Consider the following 18,006-nt stretch of genomic DNA (forward strand, 5'->3'; position numbering starts at 1 on the left):
TAATTGGTAATTGGTAATTGGTAATTGGTAATTGGTAATTACTAATTGATAATTAAAAAATCGGATTTTATGCAAAAAATAAACGCCTTTATTCTTTTCACACAACCTGAACAGGCAAGAAAAACAGTAGAAGAACTTAAACAGTCGGAACTGATACAAAATATTTATCTGCTTACTCCGGATGAAACTGTCACAACTTTGGAAGGTTGTGAAAAGATTATCATCGATAGACTGCAAAGCACGGAAACGATCAGAAAAATCGCCGGTAAATCTACTACCGGTCACACACTTATCTATCAGAAACCGTCCGTCCTGAAACCGGGTTATTTTGCCCTTGAACGGATGACCCGCATTGCCGGAGATATGCAGGCGGGAATGGTATATGCCGACTATTACGCGGTTATCGACGGCGAAAAAAAGAATCACCCCGTAATAGATTACCAGGAAGGAAGCCTGCGCGATGATTTCAATTTCGGGTCGTTACTGCTCTATAATGCAGACGCATTCAAAGAGGCAGCAGCAAGGATGAATGAGGATTACCGGTTCGCCGGACTATATGACTTGCGGCTCAAAGTCTCACAACACCATCCGCTGATACATATCAATGAATACCTTTACACGGAGATAGAAGAGGACAAACGTGCATCGGGAGAAAAAATATTCGATTACGTGGATCCCAAAAACCGGCAGGTGCAGATCGAGATGGAACAGGCCTGCACTCAACACCTGAAAGAAGTGGGAGCCTACCTGGCACCACAATTCGAAGAAATCGAATTCAACAAAGATCATTTCGAATATGAAGCTTCTGTGATCATTCCGGTGCGTAACCGTGTAAAAACCATTAAAGATGCCATCGCATCCGTATTGAAACAGAAGACTGGTTTCCCATTCAATCTCATTGTGGTGGATAACTACTCTACGGACGGTACCACAGAGGCTGTCGACGAATTTAAAGATGATGAACGACTGATACATATTATCCCGGAGAGGGATGACCTGGGCATAGGTGGATGCTGGAATCTGGGAGTACACCACCCGAAGTGCGGCAAGTTTTCCGTACAGCTCGATAGCGACGATGTCTACAGCGGTGAAGATACACTGCAAAAAATTGTCGACGCCTTCTACGAACAGCAGTGCGCCATGGTGGTAGGCACCTACCGGATGACCAACTTCCATATGGAGGAGATTCCACCGGGCATTATCGACCATCGCGAATGGACACCTGATAATGGTCGGAATAACGCTCTGCGCATCAACGGGTTGGGAGCTCCTCGCGCATTCTATACGCCGGTACTGCGCGATATCAAAGTGCCCAACACCAGCTATGGTGAGGATTATGCCCTGGGATTGAATATCTCACGGCGCTACCAGATAGGCCGCATTTATGATGTGCTTTACCTCTGCCGCCGTTGGGAGGATAATAGTGATGCGTCGCTCGATATAGTGAAAATGAACGCACATAACCTCTATAAAGACAGGATCAGGACATGGGAATTACAGGCAAGGAAGAAGGTGACAATTGACAATGGACAATTGAAAATTGAAAATTGAAAATTGAAAGTTAAAAATGATATTCAACAACCCACAATCAACTATCAATTAGTAATTAAAATATGAACGCACCGCTGATTCATGTAGGCATATTATTGCAACAGCAAAAAATTGATTTTTCGCTGCCTGACGGTTATAAGTCGAACGGTCGGGAAATACAGCCGGGAGATTATTCGGTTGAAATCTCGGGGGAAAAGATCCTTTTCAAGGGGGAGATATCCGATGAACTCGTTTTCGAAGCCGATGATCTGCATCACAATGCTTTCGGATTGAAAAATGTGATCATCGGCGTGCAATTTCATTGGGAACGAAAGGAAGATCAATATTTTTTGGGTAGCCTGAAATTTATCGTGGAAAACGGCAGTCTCTCGGCGATCAATATCGTTTCATTAGAAGATTACCTCACCAGTGTGATCTCATCCGAAATGAGTGCTACAAGTTCCGAAGAGCTGCTGAAAGCACATGCTGTCATCTCACGAAGCTGGCTGCTGGCACAGATACAAAAGAGCCAATCTCTTGAAAATTCAGAAACCGGTTACCGGACTTCGTTTGAAACACCTACAGAAATAGTCCGTTGGTACGACCGGGAGAATCACAATCGGTTCGACGTCTGTGCCGACGACCACTGCCAGCGCTACCAGGGAATCACCCGTCAATCCACCGAATTGGTAAAAAAGGTGATTCAGGAAACATGGGGAGAAGTCCTTTTCTATGACGGTGCCATCTGCGACGCCCGCTTCTCAAAGTGTTGCGGCGGCGTGATGGAAACATTCGAGAACGTATGGGAACCCGTAATACATCCCTATCTGCAGGCAAAACCCGACTATACTGAAGGTTCCCCCCTACCCGACCTGACCATCGAAGACAATGCGGAGGAATGGATCCGCACTTCACCTCCCGCTTTTTGTAACACACAGGATGCAAATGTATTAAAACAAGTGCTGAACGATTATGACCGGGAAACAGCCGATTTTTATCGCTGGAAGACAATTTATTCACAGGAAGAACTGTCGGTTCTTATCAGAGAACGTTCCGGGATCGATTTCGGTGAGATCATCGCCCTGCAACCGCTCGAAAGAGGTGCTTCCGGCCGTATCATCCGTCTGAAGATCATCGGCACGGAACGGGTGATGACGATAGGGAAAGAATTGGAAATACGGCGTACTTTATCGAAGTCGCATCTTTATAGTTCCGCATTCGTAGTCGATACACAGGACGAAGACGAGAACGGAATCCCGCAGACATTCATACTCACCGGCGCCGGATGGGGCCATGGCGTAGGACTGTGCCAGATAGGCGCCGCCATCATGGCTGAGAAAGGATACGGCTATAATGAGATACTGGCGCATTATTTTCCTGCATCTGAAACAATTACTAATTACTAATTACCAATTACTAATGATTTGGAGTTACTAACTTTGCTGGGACAAAAAGTTAAGCATAAAAAACTTACATTTGTCAAAGTATGAGAAAACAAAGAACACATTATGACAAGGCATTTAAAGATAATGCCGTCAAATTAAGTTTCGAGCGGAAGAATGTTTCCGAACTCGCACACGAATTGGGCATATCACCTGCACTATTGTATCGCTGGTGCAAAGAGTACCGGGAACGTGGGGAAAGCAGTTTCCCGGGCAACGGAGTCCGTTCTCGTGAAAGAGAAGCCGGAAGGGTTGCAGAACTGGAAAAACGCCTTAAAGAGGCTGAAACAGAGCGTGACATATTAAAAAAAGCCTTAGGCATCATCTCCACGAGCGATCGTTGATTTATCAATTTATAAAGGATTACAACTCGAGGGAGTGGACGATTGGGATGATGTGCAGAGTATTGAGTGTATCTCGCAGCAGTTATTACCGTTGGATTAAGAACCCTATAAATAAACGAGAACAAAAGCATATGGAACTTAGCCGAGAGATTAAAGATGCATACTTCGATGCCAAGGGGCGCAACGGCAGTCCCAGGTTGGCTAAAGATTTGCAAGCATCCGGAGTCAATGTTTCCAGAACAACTGTTGCCCGTCATATGAGAAATATGGGATTGCGCAGCAAGCTTTCTAAGAAGTTTAGGGTAACCACTGATGCATCCCACAATTACAATGTAGCGCCTAATTTGCTTAACCGTGAGTTCAATCAAAAAGAACCAATGAGGGCTTGTGTGTCCGACATTACTTACATCTGCTGTAAGGATGGATTCCTTTACCTTACGTGCGTGATTGATCTTTTTGATCGAAAACTCATTGGGTGGTCTATCAGCGATAATTTGACTGCTTCCGGCACTGTCATACCGGCTATCAGGATGGCCAACCGAAACAGACCGTTTAAAGAAGGGATGATCTTTCACTCTGACAGGGGCATTCAATATGCCTGCAAACAGACCGTTAATTTGTTGCAGTACCATAGGGTAGAGCAAAGCATGAGCGGGAAAGGCAACTGTTGGGATAATGCGGTGGCTGAAAGTTTCTTTAAATCTTTCAAAACCGAGTTGATTTATGGTACCAAGCTTAAAACAAAAGAGCAGATGTGCTTGGATGTATTTGAATATATTGAATCCTGGTATAATCATAAAAGAAGATTCTCAGCATTGGGTAATTTGACTATTGATGAATTTTGGAAACAGTACAATATTAAAAAACAATTAATTAAAAATGTTGCTTAACTTATTGTCTCAAATAAGTTGGCAATTCCAATTGGTTGGTTTATATCAGGAAAGGGATATTAAACTTATGACTAATTACAATGGTTGATTATGGTTTATCCTGAGAAAGAGAATATTATATTAGATAAGACATATAACTATGCGATAAGAATTGTGAAGTTATATCAGTATTTGTAAAGAGAAAAAGGAATTTGAGTTATCCCGACAAATTCTACGAAGTGGGACATCTATCGGTGCAAATGTCGAAGAGTCTGTTGGAGGGCTTTCCCGAAAAGATTTTCTGGCCAAATTGGGTGTATCGTATCGGGAAGCCCGTGAAACCCGTTTTTGGTTAAGATTATTAAGAGATACAGATTATATATCTAAAGAACAAAGTGAAAGCATGTTAGAAGATCTGGAAGAAATTATCCGTATTATCACGGCAATTCAGAAAACAATAAAAAATAAAGATTAATTGGTAAGTACAAGATTGAAATTAGTTTATATTATTCATTTCACTTATCATAATTGATTCTCAATCTTTTGAGGTTTAAAATAATTAAAACTATTTAGTGTTCAGTACTTAATTGGTAATTAGTAATTTGTAATTGGTAATTAAAATGAAATCAACACGCAATCCCTGGGCATGGATCCCTACCTTGTATTTTGCCGAAGGTTTACCCTACGTAGCGGTAATGGTCGTTTCCGTAGTTATGTACAAACGCTTCGGATTATCCAATACCGAAATAGCCCTGTACACCAGTTGGCTCTACCTTCCATGGGTCATCAAACCCTTCTGGAGCCCGTTCGTGGATATCCTGAAAACCAAACGGTGGTGGATCGTATCCATGCAGTTGCTGATCGGCGCCGGATTCGCGGGTATTGCCTTTACCCTACCTACCCCATTCTACCTGCAGGCATCACTCGCATTCTTCTGGCTGATGGCCTTCAGTTCCGCTACACACGATATCGCTGCCGACGGCTTTTACATGCTGGCACTGGACGATTCACAGCAATCATTCTTTGTCGGCATACGTAGCACCTTCTATCGCCTCGCCTCCATTGCGGGGCAGGGACTACTTGTGATCCTGGCCGGATTCCTCGAGAAAAGTACCGGCAATATCCCATACGCCTGGAGTATTACCTTTTTCATTCTGGCAGGTTTATTTATCGCTTTCTTTGCCTGGCACCGCTTTATGCTGCCCTACCCTGCAAGCGATACGGGAAAAGTCGCACATACCCCGAAAGAGGTAATGACAGAGTTCGGGAACACATTCAAATCATTTTTCACGAAGAAAGGGATCGGTTTGGCCATCGCCTTTATGCTCTTATACCGGCTGGCTGAAGCCATGTTGGTGAAGCTGGCATCACCTTTCCTGCTTGATGCCCGGGCAGTGGGAGGCGTAGGATTAAGCACACAGGAAGTTGGTCTCGCCTATGGTACGGTCGGCGTGATATCCCTCACCTTTGGAGGTATCATTGGCGGTATCGTTGCATCGCGTAAAGGATTAAAATACTGGCTTTGGCCTATGGCACTGGCTATCACCCTACCCAATGCCGCCTATCTCTTACTGGCAATATACCAACCCGAAAGTTTTATTTGGGTAAATATAGCAGTGGCTATCGAACAACTTGGTTACGGATTTGGCTTTACCGCCTATATGCTCTACCTGATCTATTTCTCTCAGGGCGAACATAAGACTGCACACTACTCCATCTGTACGGGATTCATGGCACTGGGAATGATGCTCCCGGGTATGGCGGCCGGCTGGATTCAGGAGCAACTGGGATATGTGAATTTCTTTGTTTTTATTATGATCGCTACCATCCCTACCCTTCTGTTGATTCCATTTATGAAAATAGATAAGGATTTTGGGAAAGCAAAGAAAGAAACACCAGCAGAAGAATAAGCTGAGTAATCAGATAGTACGTTACGCGTGATAGTGCCTTCGGTGATATATACTGCGTATGATAATACCTGTGGCGATAATTGGTAATTAGTAATTAGTAATTGGTAATTGATAATTGATATTTAGTAATTGGTAATTTAAAAAAACATGAATAATTTGAGGTTAATAACAGCATTTATTATATGTGGTTTACTCATTTCCCTCTCCTCTTCCGCCCAGAAAATAAACGTGAAGACCGGTATCGAAGTGTTGAAAGAAGCCAACTTTAAAATATTACAAGGGAAACGCGTAGGACTGATCACTAATCCGACTGGAGTCGATAACAACCTGACATCGACCATCGATATCCTGTATGAAGCGCCCAATGTGCAACTGGTAGCACTCTATGGCCCGGAACATGGCGTACGCGGTGATGTGCATGCCGGCGATAAAATAGAATCATTCACTGATCCCAATACCGGAGTACCTGTCCATTCCCTCTACGGAGCTACCCGAAAACCCACCAAAGAGATGCTGGAAGGCGTGGATGTACTTGTGTATGATATCCAGGATATAGGATGCCGGTCTTATACCTATATATCTACCATGTATCTGGCTATGCAGGCCGCCGCAGAAAACAACATCGAATTTGTGGTACTCGACCGCCCAAACCCGTTAGGCGGCCTGAAAGTGGAAGGGAACCTGGTGGAAGAAGGTTTCTTCTCTTTTGTAAGCCAACTGCGGATCCCTTATGTCTACGGCCTTACCTGCGGAGAATTGGCAGAAATGATCATCGGAGAAAAGATGATTCCTCAACCTTGTAAACTGACGGTGGTAAAAATGAAAAAATGGCGTCGGAAAATGAATTTCGAAGACACAGGGTTACCCTGGATTCCCACCTCACCCCATATACCGTTCGCCCATTCAGCCTATTTTTATCCTGTTTCGGGGATCCTGGGTGAACTGGGGTATATGTCTATCGGCGTGGGTTATACGCTTCCCTTTGAGATGTTCGCAGCCGAATGGATCAATGCCGAAGAGTTTGCCGGGGCATTAAATGCCAAGCGACTGCCGGGAGTAACGTTCCGTCCTATCCACCTGAAACCCTATTATTCGGTTGGGCAAGGAAGCAACTTTCAGGGAGTACAGATATATCTGACTGATTTCCGGAAAGCACGCCTGTCGGATATCCAGTTCCATGTAATGGAGGTCGCCGCACAACTTTACCCTGACAAAAAGGTATTTGATCATGCTCCCGAAAACAGGTTCGACATGTTCGACAAAGTGAGCGGCAGTGATTTTATCCGACTGGAATTTTCCAAAAACCACCGTTTCGCAGATATTCAATCCTACTGGACAAAAGATGAAGAAGCATTCAGGAAATTGTCGAAGAAGTATTATCTTTACCGCTGATATAAAGTCAAATGGAAATCCTGTTTATGTAACGCTATCATAGCAAAAAATGAATACAATAACTACACCTCAGCAGAGCGGTCGGTTGCTTTCGCTCGATATTCTCCGGGGGATCACTATCGCCGGCATGATCATGGTTAACAATCCCGGTTCATGGAGATATGTCTATACACCCCTCGGCCATGCACATTGGCATGGGCTCACGCCCACCGACCTGGTATTCCCGTTCTTTATGTTTATCATGGGGGTATCCACCTTTATGTCGTTACGAAAATTCCACTTCGAACCGTCTAAAGGAGCTATCTGGAAAATTGTACGGCGCACCATCCTTATTTTCGTAATCGGGCTGGCACTGGGCTGGTTCGGACAACTGTGCAGGGGACTCGCCTCAGGAGAACCTTTCATGCAAGCCGCTACCCATTTCGATACTCTTCGTATATTGGGCGTACTGCAACGATTGGGGTTGGCTTACGGTTTCGCAGCACTTATCGCAGTATTTGTGAAAAGTAAGTATCTGCCCTGGTTGATTACCTTGCTTTTATTGGGATATTTCCTGATCCTACAATTCGGAAAAGGATTCGAGATGTCGGAGCAGAACATCATTGCCGTAGTCGACCGCGCGTTATGGGGTACTGATCATATGTACAAAGACACCGCACCGTCAGGAGAACGGATTGCATTCGACCCGGAAGGTTTGCTCAGCACACTTCCTTCCATTGCCCATGTACTGATCGGCTTCCTCTTCGGTAAGCTTATCGTTGATAACAAGGAGAATCATACCCGCGTAGAAAAACTGCTGATCTTGGGAACCGTACTTGCATTCGCCGGATTACTGCTACAATATGGCTGCCCTATCAACAAGAAAATATGGAGTCCTACTTTCGTCCTTGCTACTACAGGTTTTGCCGCCCAACTACTAGGGTTACTTATCTGGATCATCGATATCAATAAAAAAGAGCGATGGAGCCGGTTTTTCCATGCATTCGGTGTAAATCCGCTTATCGTGTATGTGTTTGCAGGAGTATTCGCTACCCTACTTTCCAACATCAGGTTTACAGTGCAGGGGGAAGCTATTTCCATCAAAACGTTTGTCTATGAAATGTTACTGCGTCCCTGGGCAGGTGATTATTTCGGATCGTTGCTTTACGCACTCCTGTTTGTCACTGCTTGTTGGCTGTTCGGATATATCCTCTACAAACGGAATATTTACATCAAATTATGATAGCCAATTTCGTTGCGATAATGCACTATGGGCGATAATTAAAAGGAATTTACAAATTATCCATGGATTTTGCCATATGCAAGAAATATTAATAGCCGATAGCGGCGCTACAAAATCAGACTGGTGTCTTACAAGAAACGGAGAGATAATACACCGTTTTTCCGGGAAAGGTATTAGTCCTGTATATCAGACACAAGAAGAGATCGCTGAAGAGATAAGGTTACATGTATATCCTCTCTTAAAAGAGGCCAATATAGAAGCGATTTATTTCTATGGAGCAGGGTGTATCCCTGAGAAAACGGGCCTGGTACGCGATGCCATTCGTCAATCATTTCCCGTTGAGACTGTTCAAGTCTACAGCGATCTGATAGCAGCGACTCACAGCCTTTGTGGACGCAAATCCGGAATTGCCTGTATCCTGGGAACCGGAAGTAATTCCTGTGAATGGGATGGTACAAGTATCGTGAACCAGATATCTCCGCTCGGTTTTATTTTGGGTGACGAAGGAAGTGGTGCTGTATTGGGAAAAAATCTGATAGGAGATGCTTTGAAAAATCAACTTACTGAGGGGCTGAAAGAAACATTACTCGACGAGTATGATCTTACACCTGCACTTGTTATTGACAAAGTATACCGTCAACCTTTCCCTAACCGTTTTCTGGCAAGCCTCTGCCCGTTTCTACTCAACCATATCGAAGACCCGACTATCCGGAGAATCATTACCCGCAGTTTTTCTGCTTTTTTTGAAAGGAATGTGATGCAGTACGATTATCAAAAAAATAAAGTTAATTTTGTGGGCTCTATCGCATGGTATTTTTCCGATCCGTTGAAGGAAGTCGCGGCAGAAAAAGGAATTGAGATCGGAACAATATCCCAATCACCTATGCCGGGACTGATTGAGTATCACAAACTGTAAATTACTAATTACAAATTACTAATTTAAGTATACCAATCAATTAGCCACATTAGCACTACCTGTCCCGACTCGTCGGGATAGTTGCTACTTGTCCCGATTCATCGGGATTGGCACATTTAACTACGCTTCGCTCCGTTGAACGTTGTTTGTCACATTAAATTAATCATCAAATTAGCAAATCATCAAATCAATAGTCATGTCTTTTACTAAAATAACAGAGCAATCATCGCTCTATGACAACTTAGAACAAAAATCCGTTCTCGAAATTCTTACAGAGATCAATCAAGAAGATCAGAAAGTGGCGCTTGCCGTACAGAAAACCATTCCCGAAATAGAGAAACTGGTGACCGGCATCGTGGCAAGAATGCAGCGAGGCGGGCGTCTTTTCTATATCGGTGCAGGTACAAGCGGCAGGCTTGGAGTGCTCGACGCCTCTGAGATTCCACCTACCTTCGGCATGCCTGACACTTATGTGATCGGGTTGATTGCCGGAGGAGACGTCGCGTTACGTAATCCGGTGGAAGCAGCCGAAGACAACCTTGAGAAATCGTGGGAAGAGCTTATAGCACATAAGATCGATCAAAACGATGTGTTGGTTGGTATTGCAGCTTCGGGCACCACTCCTTATGTGATAGGGGCGTTACGCCACGCACGTGAAAAGGGTATCCTTACGGCAGCCATCTGCTGTAATCCCGATTCTCCCGTAGCAGCTGAAGCGGAGATTAAGATAGAACCCATTGTCGGGCCGGAATATGTGACCGGCAGTACCCGTATGAAGGCGGGAACAGCCCAGAAGATGGTACTCAATATGATCACGACAAGCACCATGATCAAGCTTGGGAGGGTAAAAGGCAACCGTATGGTAAATATGCAACTCACTAACCAAAAGTTGGTGGACAGAGGCACACGTATGATCGTCGATGAACTGGGACTCCCATACGAACAGGCAAAAAACCTGTTACTGCTCCACGGATCAGTCAAGAATGCCGTCAATAGTTATCACTCTAAGAAGGAATAGAATTGTACAATATGGCAATCATCATTTACACCGATCATCCCGATCTTTTACTGGACAAGATCTATGAGGCAATAGAAAACAAAAAAGCGGATAAATGGGTAGCGACTGCAGACGGTTATCTTACCTACGGATCACTTCTATGGAAAAATGAAGCTTTTTTTAAGCCTGAGATCTGGGTAGATGACAAACAACTCCGTTTCGGATTGATAAAACGAAAGGACAGAAAACATATCTCGACAAAACTCTATACAGCTTTTCATACGAAACTGGTTGAGTTGCTGCTCTCCCGTTTCGACCGGAATTTCCGGAATGTAACGGCTACAGCCGCACGCACAGAACCCGACCGGTTCTGATTTTACACGATTCTCTTAAAAAAACACATTGGCTGTTTTTATTCTCTTAAGAAACAAAAGTTTCAACGCATTTTTTGAACGGAGAAAAACGTTCTGGAATGCTTTATTCCAAGTTCCTATTGCTAACTTCTTAGTTCTTAGTTTCAACTTCTAAACTTTCAGTTATGATCCGAATTCCAACTCTATTCCTGCTTATCGCTTTATTTTCCTCAGCGGTGGCACAAGACACACAATACAAAACTATTTCCGACATACCCTATTATGCGGAAGAAATGCGCCGGCAAGACAGCTATATTGGAGAGCGGTGCCTGCTCGATATTTACTATCCGGTAAATAAAAAAGATTTTACTACAGTCGTCTGGTTTCACGGTGGCGGCCTGACAGGAGGCAATAAAGAACTTCCCGAAGCACTAAAAAATAAAGATCTGTGCATTGTCGGCGTCAACTATAGGCTTGCTCCGGGGGTAAAAGCACCCGCTTATATTGAAGATGCGGCAGCAGCGGTGGCATGGGTCTTTAAAAATATCGGGAGATATGGAGGCGAGAGTTCGCGAATATTTGTATCGGGACATTCTGCCGGAGGATATCTGTCCATGATGATTGGATTGGATAAACAATATCTTGCAGTTCACGGTATCGATGCCGACAGTATTGCCGGCCTGATCCCTTTCAGCGGGCAGGCTATCACCCACTTTACTATACGAAAGGAGAACGATATCGATGACAAACAACCGGTTATAGATAAATATGCCCCGCTGTTTCATGTCCGCTCCGACGCCCCTCCTATGCTGCTTATCACGGGAGACCGCGAGCTGGAAATGCTGGGCCGCTATGAAGAGAACGCCTATCTCGCCCGCATGATGAAAGTAGCAGGACATCAGGATACCCGTTTACTCGAACTGCAAGGTTATGGGCATGACATGGCATATCCCGCATTTCCTTTGATGTTAAATGAGATAACACGCTTAAACAGAGAGAAAAAATAATATCCCTGTAGAAACAGATTTATTTTGCCTACCTTTGCAGGTTTAAAATAAAGAAGATATGCTAACGAACGTCTTCCTCAAGGAGACCGAAGAGTTGTATGCTACACCTATTTTACAGCAAACGGCCTTCTGGTCGGAGGTGAAAACATCCCTGGGAGCTAACACCCTTGCCGTCAATTTTACGTCACAAAGGCCCGATCTCTTTCCGAAATTAGGAGATCAGTCATACATTAAATCGGATCTGCTGGTTATTTTACAGCAGATCAATCGGAATCATTCTGTAGCTTATGTGCCTTACGGCCCGGAAATTGAACCGGCCGACGAATTCCAGGGTATGTTTTTAGAAGAACTCTCCGAGTCTCTCCGCTCAGTTCTGCCTTCCGATTGCATCCATATTCGTTATGACCTTTGCTGGGAATCATACTGGGCCAGGGAGAAAGATCATTTCGACGAGAACGGGATATGGAAAGGCGAACCGGAAAGTCTCTCACAGGAACTACGGTTCAATTTCAGTACGCATAACTGGAATTTCAAGAAAGCCCACTCCAATATTTTGCCGGCTAATACCATCTATCTCGATCTGACACAGGATAAAGAAACCCTTCTCCAAAGGATGAAACTGAAAACACGTTACAATATCAAATTAGCACAACGCAAAGGGGTGACGGTAAGATCGATGGGCATGGAAGGAATGGATATCTGGTATGAACTCTATAAAGAGACAGCGACCAGGAATCACCTTCTCCTGAACGATATCAAGTATTTTCGGGCAGTGCTTGACGCCCGTGCAGACAATACCAGTTCTCCGGCCGATGTAAGCCTTCTTATAGCGGAATACGACGAAAAACCGTTAGCGGCTATGTTCCTGGTCATTACAGGTAACAGAGGATCTTATCTTTACGGTGCATCCTCATCGTCACACCGTAACCTTATGGCAACCTACGCATTGCAATGGGAAGCGATCATGAGATCACAACAGGCGGGTTGCACCCAGTATGACATGTTCGGCATTTCCCCTTCACCCGATCCCGAACATCCGCTCTACGGCTTATACAAATTCAAATCGGGATTCGGAGGTGAAATATACCATAGTCTCGGCTGCTGGGATTATCCGTTAGATAAGGAGACCTATAACCTCTTCCGTGCATCAGAACTGCGTAGTCAGGGATATCATTTAAGTTAAAACTTTCTTAAAAATAACTTTTCTATCTAAAATTCATTTTGTATCTTTGAGCATTAATGGCCTAATGAAATTGAATATTATGGATATCCTGCAAAACGCCGAACCCCTGTTGCGAACCTTTTGGTATATCGCCGCCCCTGTTACCGTGATTTTTATTATCCAGACTATTCTGACATTTATAGGTGGAGATTCCATGGACGGAGTAGAAGCCGATTTCGAAGGCGACCTGAGTGACGGGGATGCCCCGTTTCAACTATTCTCTCTCCGGAATCTCATTAATTTTTTACTCGGCTTCGGATGGGCAGGGATCGCATTCTATAATCTTATCCCCAACAAAACCTTACTGATCCTGACAGCCGTAATCTCCGGAGTTTTGTTTGTAGCTATCTTCTTTATGATCGTAAGGGTTTTCCTGCGGTTGGCAGAAGATAATTCATTCAAGATGGAAAAGGCACTCCATAAAACAGCCGAAGTATATCTGACCATTCCGGCGAATCGCATGGGTAAAGGAAAAATACTTATCAGTGTGGGCGGCTCGCTACGCGAACTGGACGCCATGACCGATGAGAAAGAACCTATTCATTCGCAGTCGACCGTAAAAATCGTCAAAATAGAAAATAACAACATTCTAATAGTCGAAAAAATCTAAATATTTATGACACCCGAAATGCTTTCATCACCCATGTTTTTAATTATTGTCCTGGCAGTCGTCATCTTCGTCACCATCCTGGCATTGGCATCGCGCTTTAAGAGATGTCCCTCCGACAAGATACTGGTCGTCTACGGACGGACCGGCGGGTCATCGGCCCGATGTATCCATGGCGGTGGTGCTTTTATCTGGCCCGTCATTCAGGATTATGCGTTCCTTGACCTGAAACCGTTATCAATAGAGGCTAATCTCACCAATGCATTGAGCCGACAGAATATTCGTGTAGATGTTCCTTCCCGCTTTACCATTGCCATCTCATCGGAACCGGAATTAATGAATACCGCAGCTGAAAGGTTACTCGGCCTTACTCCCGATAAAATCAGGGAACTGGCATCCGATATTCTTTTCGGACAGTTACGTCTGGTGATCGCCACCATGTCGATCGAAGAGATCAACTCCGACCGTGATAAATTCCTCGAGGCCATCTCTAAGACCGTAGATTCAGAATTGAAGAAAGTGGGCCTGAAGCTTATCAATGTGAACGTAACCGACATCAGGGATGAATCGGGATATATTGAAGCGTTGGGTAAGGAAGCCGCAGCCAAAGCGATTAACGAAGCCAAAATAAGTGTGGCGGAACAGGAAAAGATTGGTGAAACCGGTAAGGCCGTGGCCGATAAAGACCGTGAGGTGAACATTGCCTCGGCCAGAAAAGACGAAGCGATCGGCAAAGCCGAAGCCGATAAACTGACTCGTATCAAAACATCGGAAGCCAATGCCACAGCGGTGGAAGGAGAAAATACGGCAAAAATCACCATCGCCCAATCCGATGCCGCACGCCGTGAAAAAGAAGCCGAGGCAGCACGTATTGCCGTAGCAGCAGAAAAGGTACAGCAGGCAAAAGCCCTGGAAGAAGCCTATTCTGCAGAGCAAAAAGCGGAGAATGCACGTGCTGAACGCGAACGTTCCACCGAAACAGCCAATATCGTGGTGCCGGCTGAAATTGCCAAACAGAAAGCGATCATCGACGCACAAGCCGAGGCCGAACGTATCCGCGTACAGGCAAAAGGGGAAGCCGACGCTATCTTTGCCAAGATGGATGCGGAAGCGCGTGGGCTATTCGAAATCCTCAGTAAGCAGGCACAAGGATACAGAGATGTGGTTTCCGCCGCAGGTGGAAATCCCGACAAAGCTTATCAATTGCTGATGATCGAGAAACTTCCTGAACTGATTAAAACGCAGGTCGAAGCAGTGAAGAATCTGAAGATAGATAAAGTGACCGTCTGGGACGCGGGCAATAACGAACAGGGCAAGGGATCTACTGCCAACTTCGTATCGGGACTGATGAAAACTATTCCACCCCTCGATGATCTGTTCAACATGGCGGGAATGAACCTTCCTAATTATTTGAAAGGGGAAGACCGCCCGGAAATAATCCCGGTGGAAGAAGAGACTGAAAAAGAGGAATAGAAGATCTAAAATCTCAAGTAGAAGTAGAGCAAAAGAGGGTGGAATCACATTACAGCAATTCCACCCTCAATTTTTAGGGGTAAAGTAAGAATAACCTTATGGAACCCGGTAAACAATACTGTTAATATTCATACCGGCACCTACCGAAGCCAATACAATATTGTCTCCGCTTCTGAGGGTATGCCCATCCATCTCACCACGTGTAATGATATCGAGCAACGTAGGGACGGTAGCCACCGATGAGTTACCCAACCATGAAATAGTCATCGGCATAATATGTTCAGGGACCTCCTTGAGGTTATACAATTTAAATAACCGCTTCAGGATAGCATCGTCCATCTTCCCGTTTGCCTGATGGATCAGTACCTTACCGATTTCATTGACATGCAATTTCAATTTATCAAGTCCGGCTTTAATGGCTTTCGGCACGTTCTCAAGGGCGTACTGATAAAGACGCCGGCCATTCATCTTCAGGTAATATTCTTTTTTCTCTGCCAATTCGGGTTTATAGGAATATCCAAGATAAAGCATATTGGCATATTCCAATGCATCGCTACGCGAATTATGACCGATAACACCTACAGGAGTATCGCTTTCTCTCGCCTCCATGACCGCTGCGCCTGCACCGTCGGCATAGATCATACTGTCACGGTCGTGCGGGTCGGATATACGTGACAGTACATCTGCCCCTACAACCAATATCTTCTTTGCATCACCGGAACGGATATAGTAGTCGGCCTGAATAACCGCCTGCACCCACCCCGGACAACCATACAAAATATCATATGCTACGGCAGAGGGATTGGCAATGCCCAGTTTCTGCTTCAAACGGGCAGCCATCGTAGGCAATACATCTATCCGCATATTATCCTTGGTTGTCTCACCGAAGTTATGGGCAAAAATAATATAATCGAGTTCCTCCTTATCCACTCCGGCCGCCTCTAAAGCTCTCTGGGATGCTACAAGAGCCAGATCGGAAGTCGACTCATCATCGCTGGCATAGCGCCGCTCGGCAATAGTGGTGATCTCTTCAAATTTCCGGGTGATCTCCTCGTTGGGCGTGAGCAATTTTTCTCCGGTAGAGTCATAAAACTCGTAATTGTGAAAAAACTCGTTCTTTATCTGTTTGGCAGGAACATAACTGCCTGTTCCGGTAAAAACACTATAAAGCTTACTCATTGTAAATCTTTCTTAATTGACTTGATAACCTTGTATCTCTTTTTTTACCTCTCTACTTCCTGTTAGGGAATACAAAAGTACATGATTTTTTCTAAATAAACCACAAACAGGTAAAAATAACCATTTTAATCAACGGAAAACTAATTGTATTAATGGGTTATCCCGGTTTCGGGTATTTTGGTGATGACCGGATTAGAGACATCCTCGTAAAGTTCCAGGTCGAAATATTTAGCTGCTGCTGTCACATGATCAAGCACGTCGGAACATATATCTTCATATTTAAGCCAATTGGTTGTAGCAGTAAAGAAATAGAGTTCCAGGGGAAGTCCCTTTGAAGTAGGTTGCAACTGGCGTACCAGTATCAGCAGCCCTTGATGCACATCAGGATGATTTTTCAGATAAGAGAGCAGGTAATGTCTGTAAAGGCCCATATTGGTCAGATTTCTTCCATTGATGGAAAGTGACTTGTCCACACCCCTCGCCTTGTTGTACTCATCGATCTCTGCACTCCTTGAACGGATATAATCCGAAATAAGTCCTATCCTTTCCAGTTCTTTCAACTCGTCATCCTTCATAAACCGGATGGTGGACTGTTTCACGAAAACGGAACGTTTTAATCTTCTCCCGCCGGTCTCTACCATACCGCGCCAGTTCTGGAACGACTCCGACACCAGTGAGTAAGGAGGGATAGTGGTAATGGTCTTATCGAAATTCCTTATTTTCACGGTAGTGAGTGAAATTTCGAACACATCCCCGTCTGCATCATACTTGGGCATGGTGATCCAGTCACCAATACGCACCATATCATTGGCCGACACCTGGATACTGGCCATAAATCCAAGGATAGGGTCTTTGAATACCAGCATCAATACGGCAGAAAGGGCTCCCAGGCCGGTCAGGATATGAGCAGGATTTTGTCCGGTAAGGATAGAGAAAAAGACGATAAAGCCGACACAATAGAGCACAATCTTCACCACCTGGGCATAACTTTCCAGCGGCTTATCCCTCATCCTTGGTTTCTTGGCAAGCGAGTCGAAGAATGCATTAAGAACAGACATCAGAAGCCATATCACATAGAATATCAGGAAAATATCGATTAATTTATTGATCAACACCATTGTTTTCGGGAATTGGTCAAAAATAATAGGGATGGAACCTTTTACCAGGCTATAGGGTATCACCATTGCCAGGTAATGAGGAAATCTTCTGTTAGAAAGATTTTTAGGGAATTCGGCGCGTGAAATCTTCCCAAAACGGTTGAGTATCTTCTTCAGGATAGTACGGGTAAGGTATTGCACTATAAATACCAATGCTGTTAATACTATCAACAGGATGACCAGGTTGATATACTTAGCCCAGGTATCCGTAATTCCGAGGCTTTGGAGTAATTGGAGGGACCAATCGCTGACAGCATTGGTCGAACGTGAAATTTGTTGGATGTTCTCTTCGTTCATAAAATTATTTGTCTTTTAAAGAAGCCTGACAGCACAAAGATTAAGCGCAAAGATTATCAGGGTCAGGAATCAAAACATGCGTTATTTGA

17 protein-coding genes are annotated in these 18,006 nt (G+C 44.5%); 15 read left to right on the forward strand and 2 right to left on the reverse strand.

What is annotated here, in order from left to right:
* The first annotated feature begins 69 nt into the window (after positions 1-69).
* The 15 genes from PSM36_RS09920 (at position 70) to PSM36_RS09990 (ending at position 15,284) form a co-directional block, all read left to right on the forward strand.
* A complete protein-coding gene (locus PSM36_RS09920; RefSeq protein ID WP_076930766.1) occupies positions 70-1,551 on the forward strand; it encodes a glycosyltransferase family 2 protein in 1,482 nt (493 codons plus the stop codon).
* Positions 1,552-1,613: 62 nt separating this feature from the next.
* On the forward strand, positions 1,614-2,936 hold the full coding sequence (locus tag PSM36_RS09925; protein ID WP_076930767.1) for a SpoIID/LytB domain-containing protein: 1,323 nt from the start codon (positions 1,614-1,616) through the stop codon (positions 2,934-2,936).
* Between the two features lie 80 nt (positions 2,937-3,016).
* Positions 3,017-3,316, forward strand: coding sequence for a transposase (locus tag PSM36_RS09930; RefSeq protein ID WP_019537946.1), 300 nt, complete (start codon positions 3,017-3,019; stop codon positions 3,314-3,316).
* A complete protein-coding gene (locus PSM36_RS09935) occupies positions 3,313-4,206 on the forward strand; it encodes an IS3 family transposase (RefSeq protein ID WP_076929797.1) in 894 nt (297 codons plus the stop codon). The genes PSM36_RS09930 and PSM36_RS09935 overlap by 4 nt, the downstream gene beginning before the upstream one ends.
* A 229-nt stretch (positions 4,207-4,435) precedes the next feature.
* Complete coding sequence (locus PSM36_RS17830; RefSeq protein WP_317042246.1) at positions 4,436-4,660, forward strand: four helix bundle protein; 225 nt, start codon at positions 4,436-4,438, stop codon at positions 4,658-4,660.
* 145 nt (positions 4,661-4,805) lie between these two features.
* Positions 4,806-6,095 carry an MFS transporter gene (locus tag PSM36_RS09945; RefSeq protein ID WP_076930768.1) on the forward strand — a complete coding sequence of 430 codons (1,290 nt, stop codon included), beginning with the start codon at positions 4,806-4,808 and terminating at the stop codon, positions 6,093-6,095.
* A gap of 147 nt (positions 6,096-6,242) precedes the next feature.
* A complete protein-coding gene (locus PSM36_RS09950; protein ID WP_076930769.1) occupies positions 6,243-7,487 on the forward strand; it encodes an exo-beta-N-acetylmuramidase NamZ family protein in 1,245 nt (414 codons plus the stop codon).
* A gap of 49 nt (positions 7,488-7,536) precedes the next feature.
* Complete coding sequence (locus PSM36_RS09955; RefSeq protein ID WP_076930770.1) at positions 7,537-8,709, forward strand: acyltransferase family protein; 1,173 nt, start codon at positions 7,537-7,539, stop codon at positions 8,707-8,709.
* Positions 8,710-8,785: 76 nt separating this feature from the next.
* Positions 8,786-9,625 carry an ATPase gene (locus tag PSM36_RS09960; RefSeq protein ID WP_076930771.1) on the forward strand — a complete coding sequence of 280 codons (840 nt, stop codon included), beginning with the start codon at positions 8,786-8,788 and terminating at the stop codon, positions 9,623-9,625.
* Between the two features lie 196 nt (positions 9,626-9,821).
* Positions 9,822-10,643, forward strand: a complete 822-nt coding sequence (murQ, locus tag PSM36_RS09965; protein ID WP_076930772.1) for an N-acetylmuramic acid 6-phosphate etherase — start codon at positions 9,822-9,824, stop codon at positions 10,641-10,643.
* 11 nt (positions 10,644-10,654) lie between these two features.
* Positions 10,655-10,996: a hypothetical protein gene (locus PSM36_RS09970; protein ID WP_154671007.1), complete on the forward strand. Its 342-nt coding sequence runs from the start codon at positions 10,655-10,657 to the stop codon at positions 10,994-10,996.
* A 164-nt stretch (positions 10,997-11,160) separates the two neighbouring features.
* A complete protein-coding gene (locus PSM36_RS09975) occupies positions 11,161-11,982 on the forward strand; it encodes an alpha/beta hydrolase (RefSeq protein WP_076930774.1) in 822 nt (273 codons plus the stop codon).
* A gap of 58 nt (positions 11,983-12,040) precedes the next feature.
* Complete coding sequence (locus PSM36_RS09980) at positions 12,041-13,165, forward strand: lipid II:glycine glycyltransferase FemX (RefSeq protein WP_076930775.1); 1,125 nt, start codon at positions 12,041-12,043, stop codon at positions 13,163-13,165.
* A gap of 64 nt (positions 13,166-13,229) precedes the next feature.
* The gene (locus tag PSM36_RS09985; RefSeq protein ID WP_232001410.1) at positions 13,230-13,814 is read left to right on the forward strand and encodes an NfeD family protein; all 585 of its coding nucleotides are present in this window, start codon (positions 13,230-13,232) and stop codon (positions 13,812-13,814) included.
* 6 nt (positions 13,815-13,820) lie between these two features.
* Complete coding sequence (locus tag PSM36_RS09990) at positions 13,821-15,284, forward strand: flotillin family protein (RefSeq protein ID WP_019539218.1); 1,464 nt, start codon at positions 13,821-13,823, stop codon at positions 15,282-15,284.
* Between the two features lie 96 nt (positions 15,285-15,380).
* On the opposite strand, the gene PSM36_RS09995 is transcribed toward PSM36_RS09990, so the two are convergent.
* Together PSM36_RS09995 and PSM36_RS10000 are read right to left on the reverse strand one after the other, a co-directional pair.
* Positions 15,381-16,463, reverse strand: a complete 1,083-nt coding sequence (locus tag PSM36_RS09995) for a 3-oxoacyl-ACP synthase III family protein (RefSeq protein WP_076930776.1) — start codon at positions 16,461-16,463, stop codon at positions 15,381-15,383.
* A gap of 149 nt (positions 16,464-16,612) precedes the next feature.
* Entirely contained in the window at positions 16,613-17,917 is a 1,305-nt protein-coding gene (locus PSM36_RS10000; protein WP_019539216.1) for a mechanosensitive ion channel family protein, read from the reverse strand.
* Positions 17,918-18,006 lie beyond the last annotated feature (89 nt).

Origin of the sequence: Proteiniphilum saccharofermentans, assembly GCF_900095135.1 — a bacterium.
Classification (GTDB): Bacteria; Bacteroidota; Bacteroidia; order Bacteroidales; family Dysgonomonadaceae; genus Proteiniphilum; species Proteiniphilum saccharofermentans.

What these genes read in the sequence shown, in the direction of transcription:
- PSM36_RS09995 (WP_076930776.1), bottom strand. Translation starts at nt 16,463, where the DNA reads ATGAGTAAGCTTTATAGTGTTTTTACCGGAACAGGCAGTTATGTTCCT.
- PSM36_RS09945 (WP_076930768.1), top strand. Translation starts at nt 4,806, where the DNA reads ATGAAATCAACACGCAATCCCTGGGCATGGATCCCTACCTTGTATTTT.
- PSM36_RS09985 (WP_232001410.1), top strand. Translation starts at nt 13,230, where the DNA reads ATGAAATTGAATATTATGGATATCCTGCAAAACGCCGAACCCCTGTTG.
- PSM36_RS09930 (WP_019537946.1), top strand. Translation starts at nt 3,017, where the DNA reads ATGAGAAAACAAAGAACACATTATGACAAGGCATTTAAAGATAATGCC.
- murQ (WP_076930772.1), top strand. Translation starts at nt 9,822, where the DNA reads ATGTCTTTTACTAAAATAACAGAGCAATCATCGCTCTATGACAACTTA.
- PSM36_RS09975 (WP_076930774.1), top strand. Translation starts at nt 11,161, where the DNA reads ATGATCCGAATTCCAACTCTATTCCTGCTTATCGCTTTATTTTCCTCA.
- PSM36_RS09920 (WP_076930766.1), top strand. Translation starts at nt 70, where the DNA reads ATGCAAAAAATAAACGCCTTTATTCTTTTCACACAACCTGAACAGGCA.
- PSM36_RS09955 (WP_076930770.1), top strand. Translation starts at nt 7,537, where the DNA reads ATGAATACAATAACTACACCTCAGCAGAGCGGTCGGTTGCTTTCGCTC.
- PSM36_RS09990 (WP_019539218.1), top strand. Translation starts at nt 13,821, where the DNA reads ATGACACCCGAAATGCTTTCATCACCCATGTTTTTAATTATTGTCCTG.
- PSM36_RS09970 (WP_154671007.1), top strand. Translation starts at nt 10,655, where the DNA reads ATGGCAATCATCATTTACACCGATCATCCCGATCTTTTACTGGACAAG.
- PSM36_RS09960 (WP_076930771.1), top strand. Translation starts at nt 8,786, where the DNA reads ATGCAAGAAATATTAATAGCCGATAGCGGCGCTACAAAATCAGACTGG.
- PSM36_RS09925 (WP_076930767.1), top strand. Translation starts at nt 1,614, where the DNA reads ATGAACGCACCGCTGATTCATGTAGGCATATTATTGCAACAGCAAAAA.
- PSM36_RS10000 (WP_019539216.1), bottom strand. Translation starts at nt 17,917, where the DNA reads ATGAACGAAGAGAACATCCAACAAATTTCACGTTCGACCAATGCTGTC.
- PSM36_RS09980 (WP_076930775.1), top strand. Translation starts at nt 12,041, where the DNA reads ATGCTAACGAACGTCTTCCTCAAGGAGACCGAAGAGTTGTATGCTACA.
- PSM36_RS09950 (WP_076930769.1), top strand. Translation starts at nt 6,243, where the DNA reads ATGAATAATTTGAGGTTAATAACAGCATTTATTATATGTGGTTTACTC.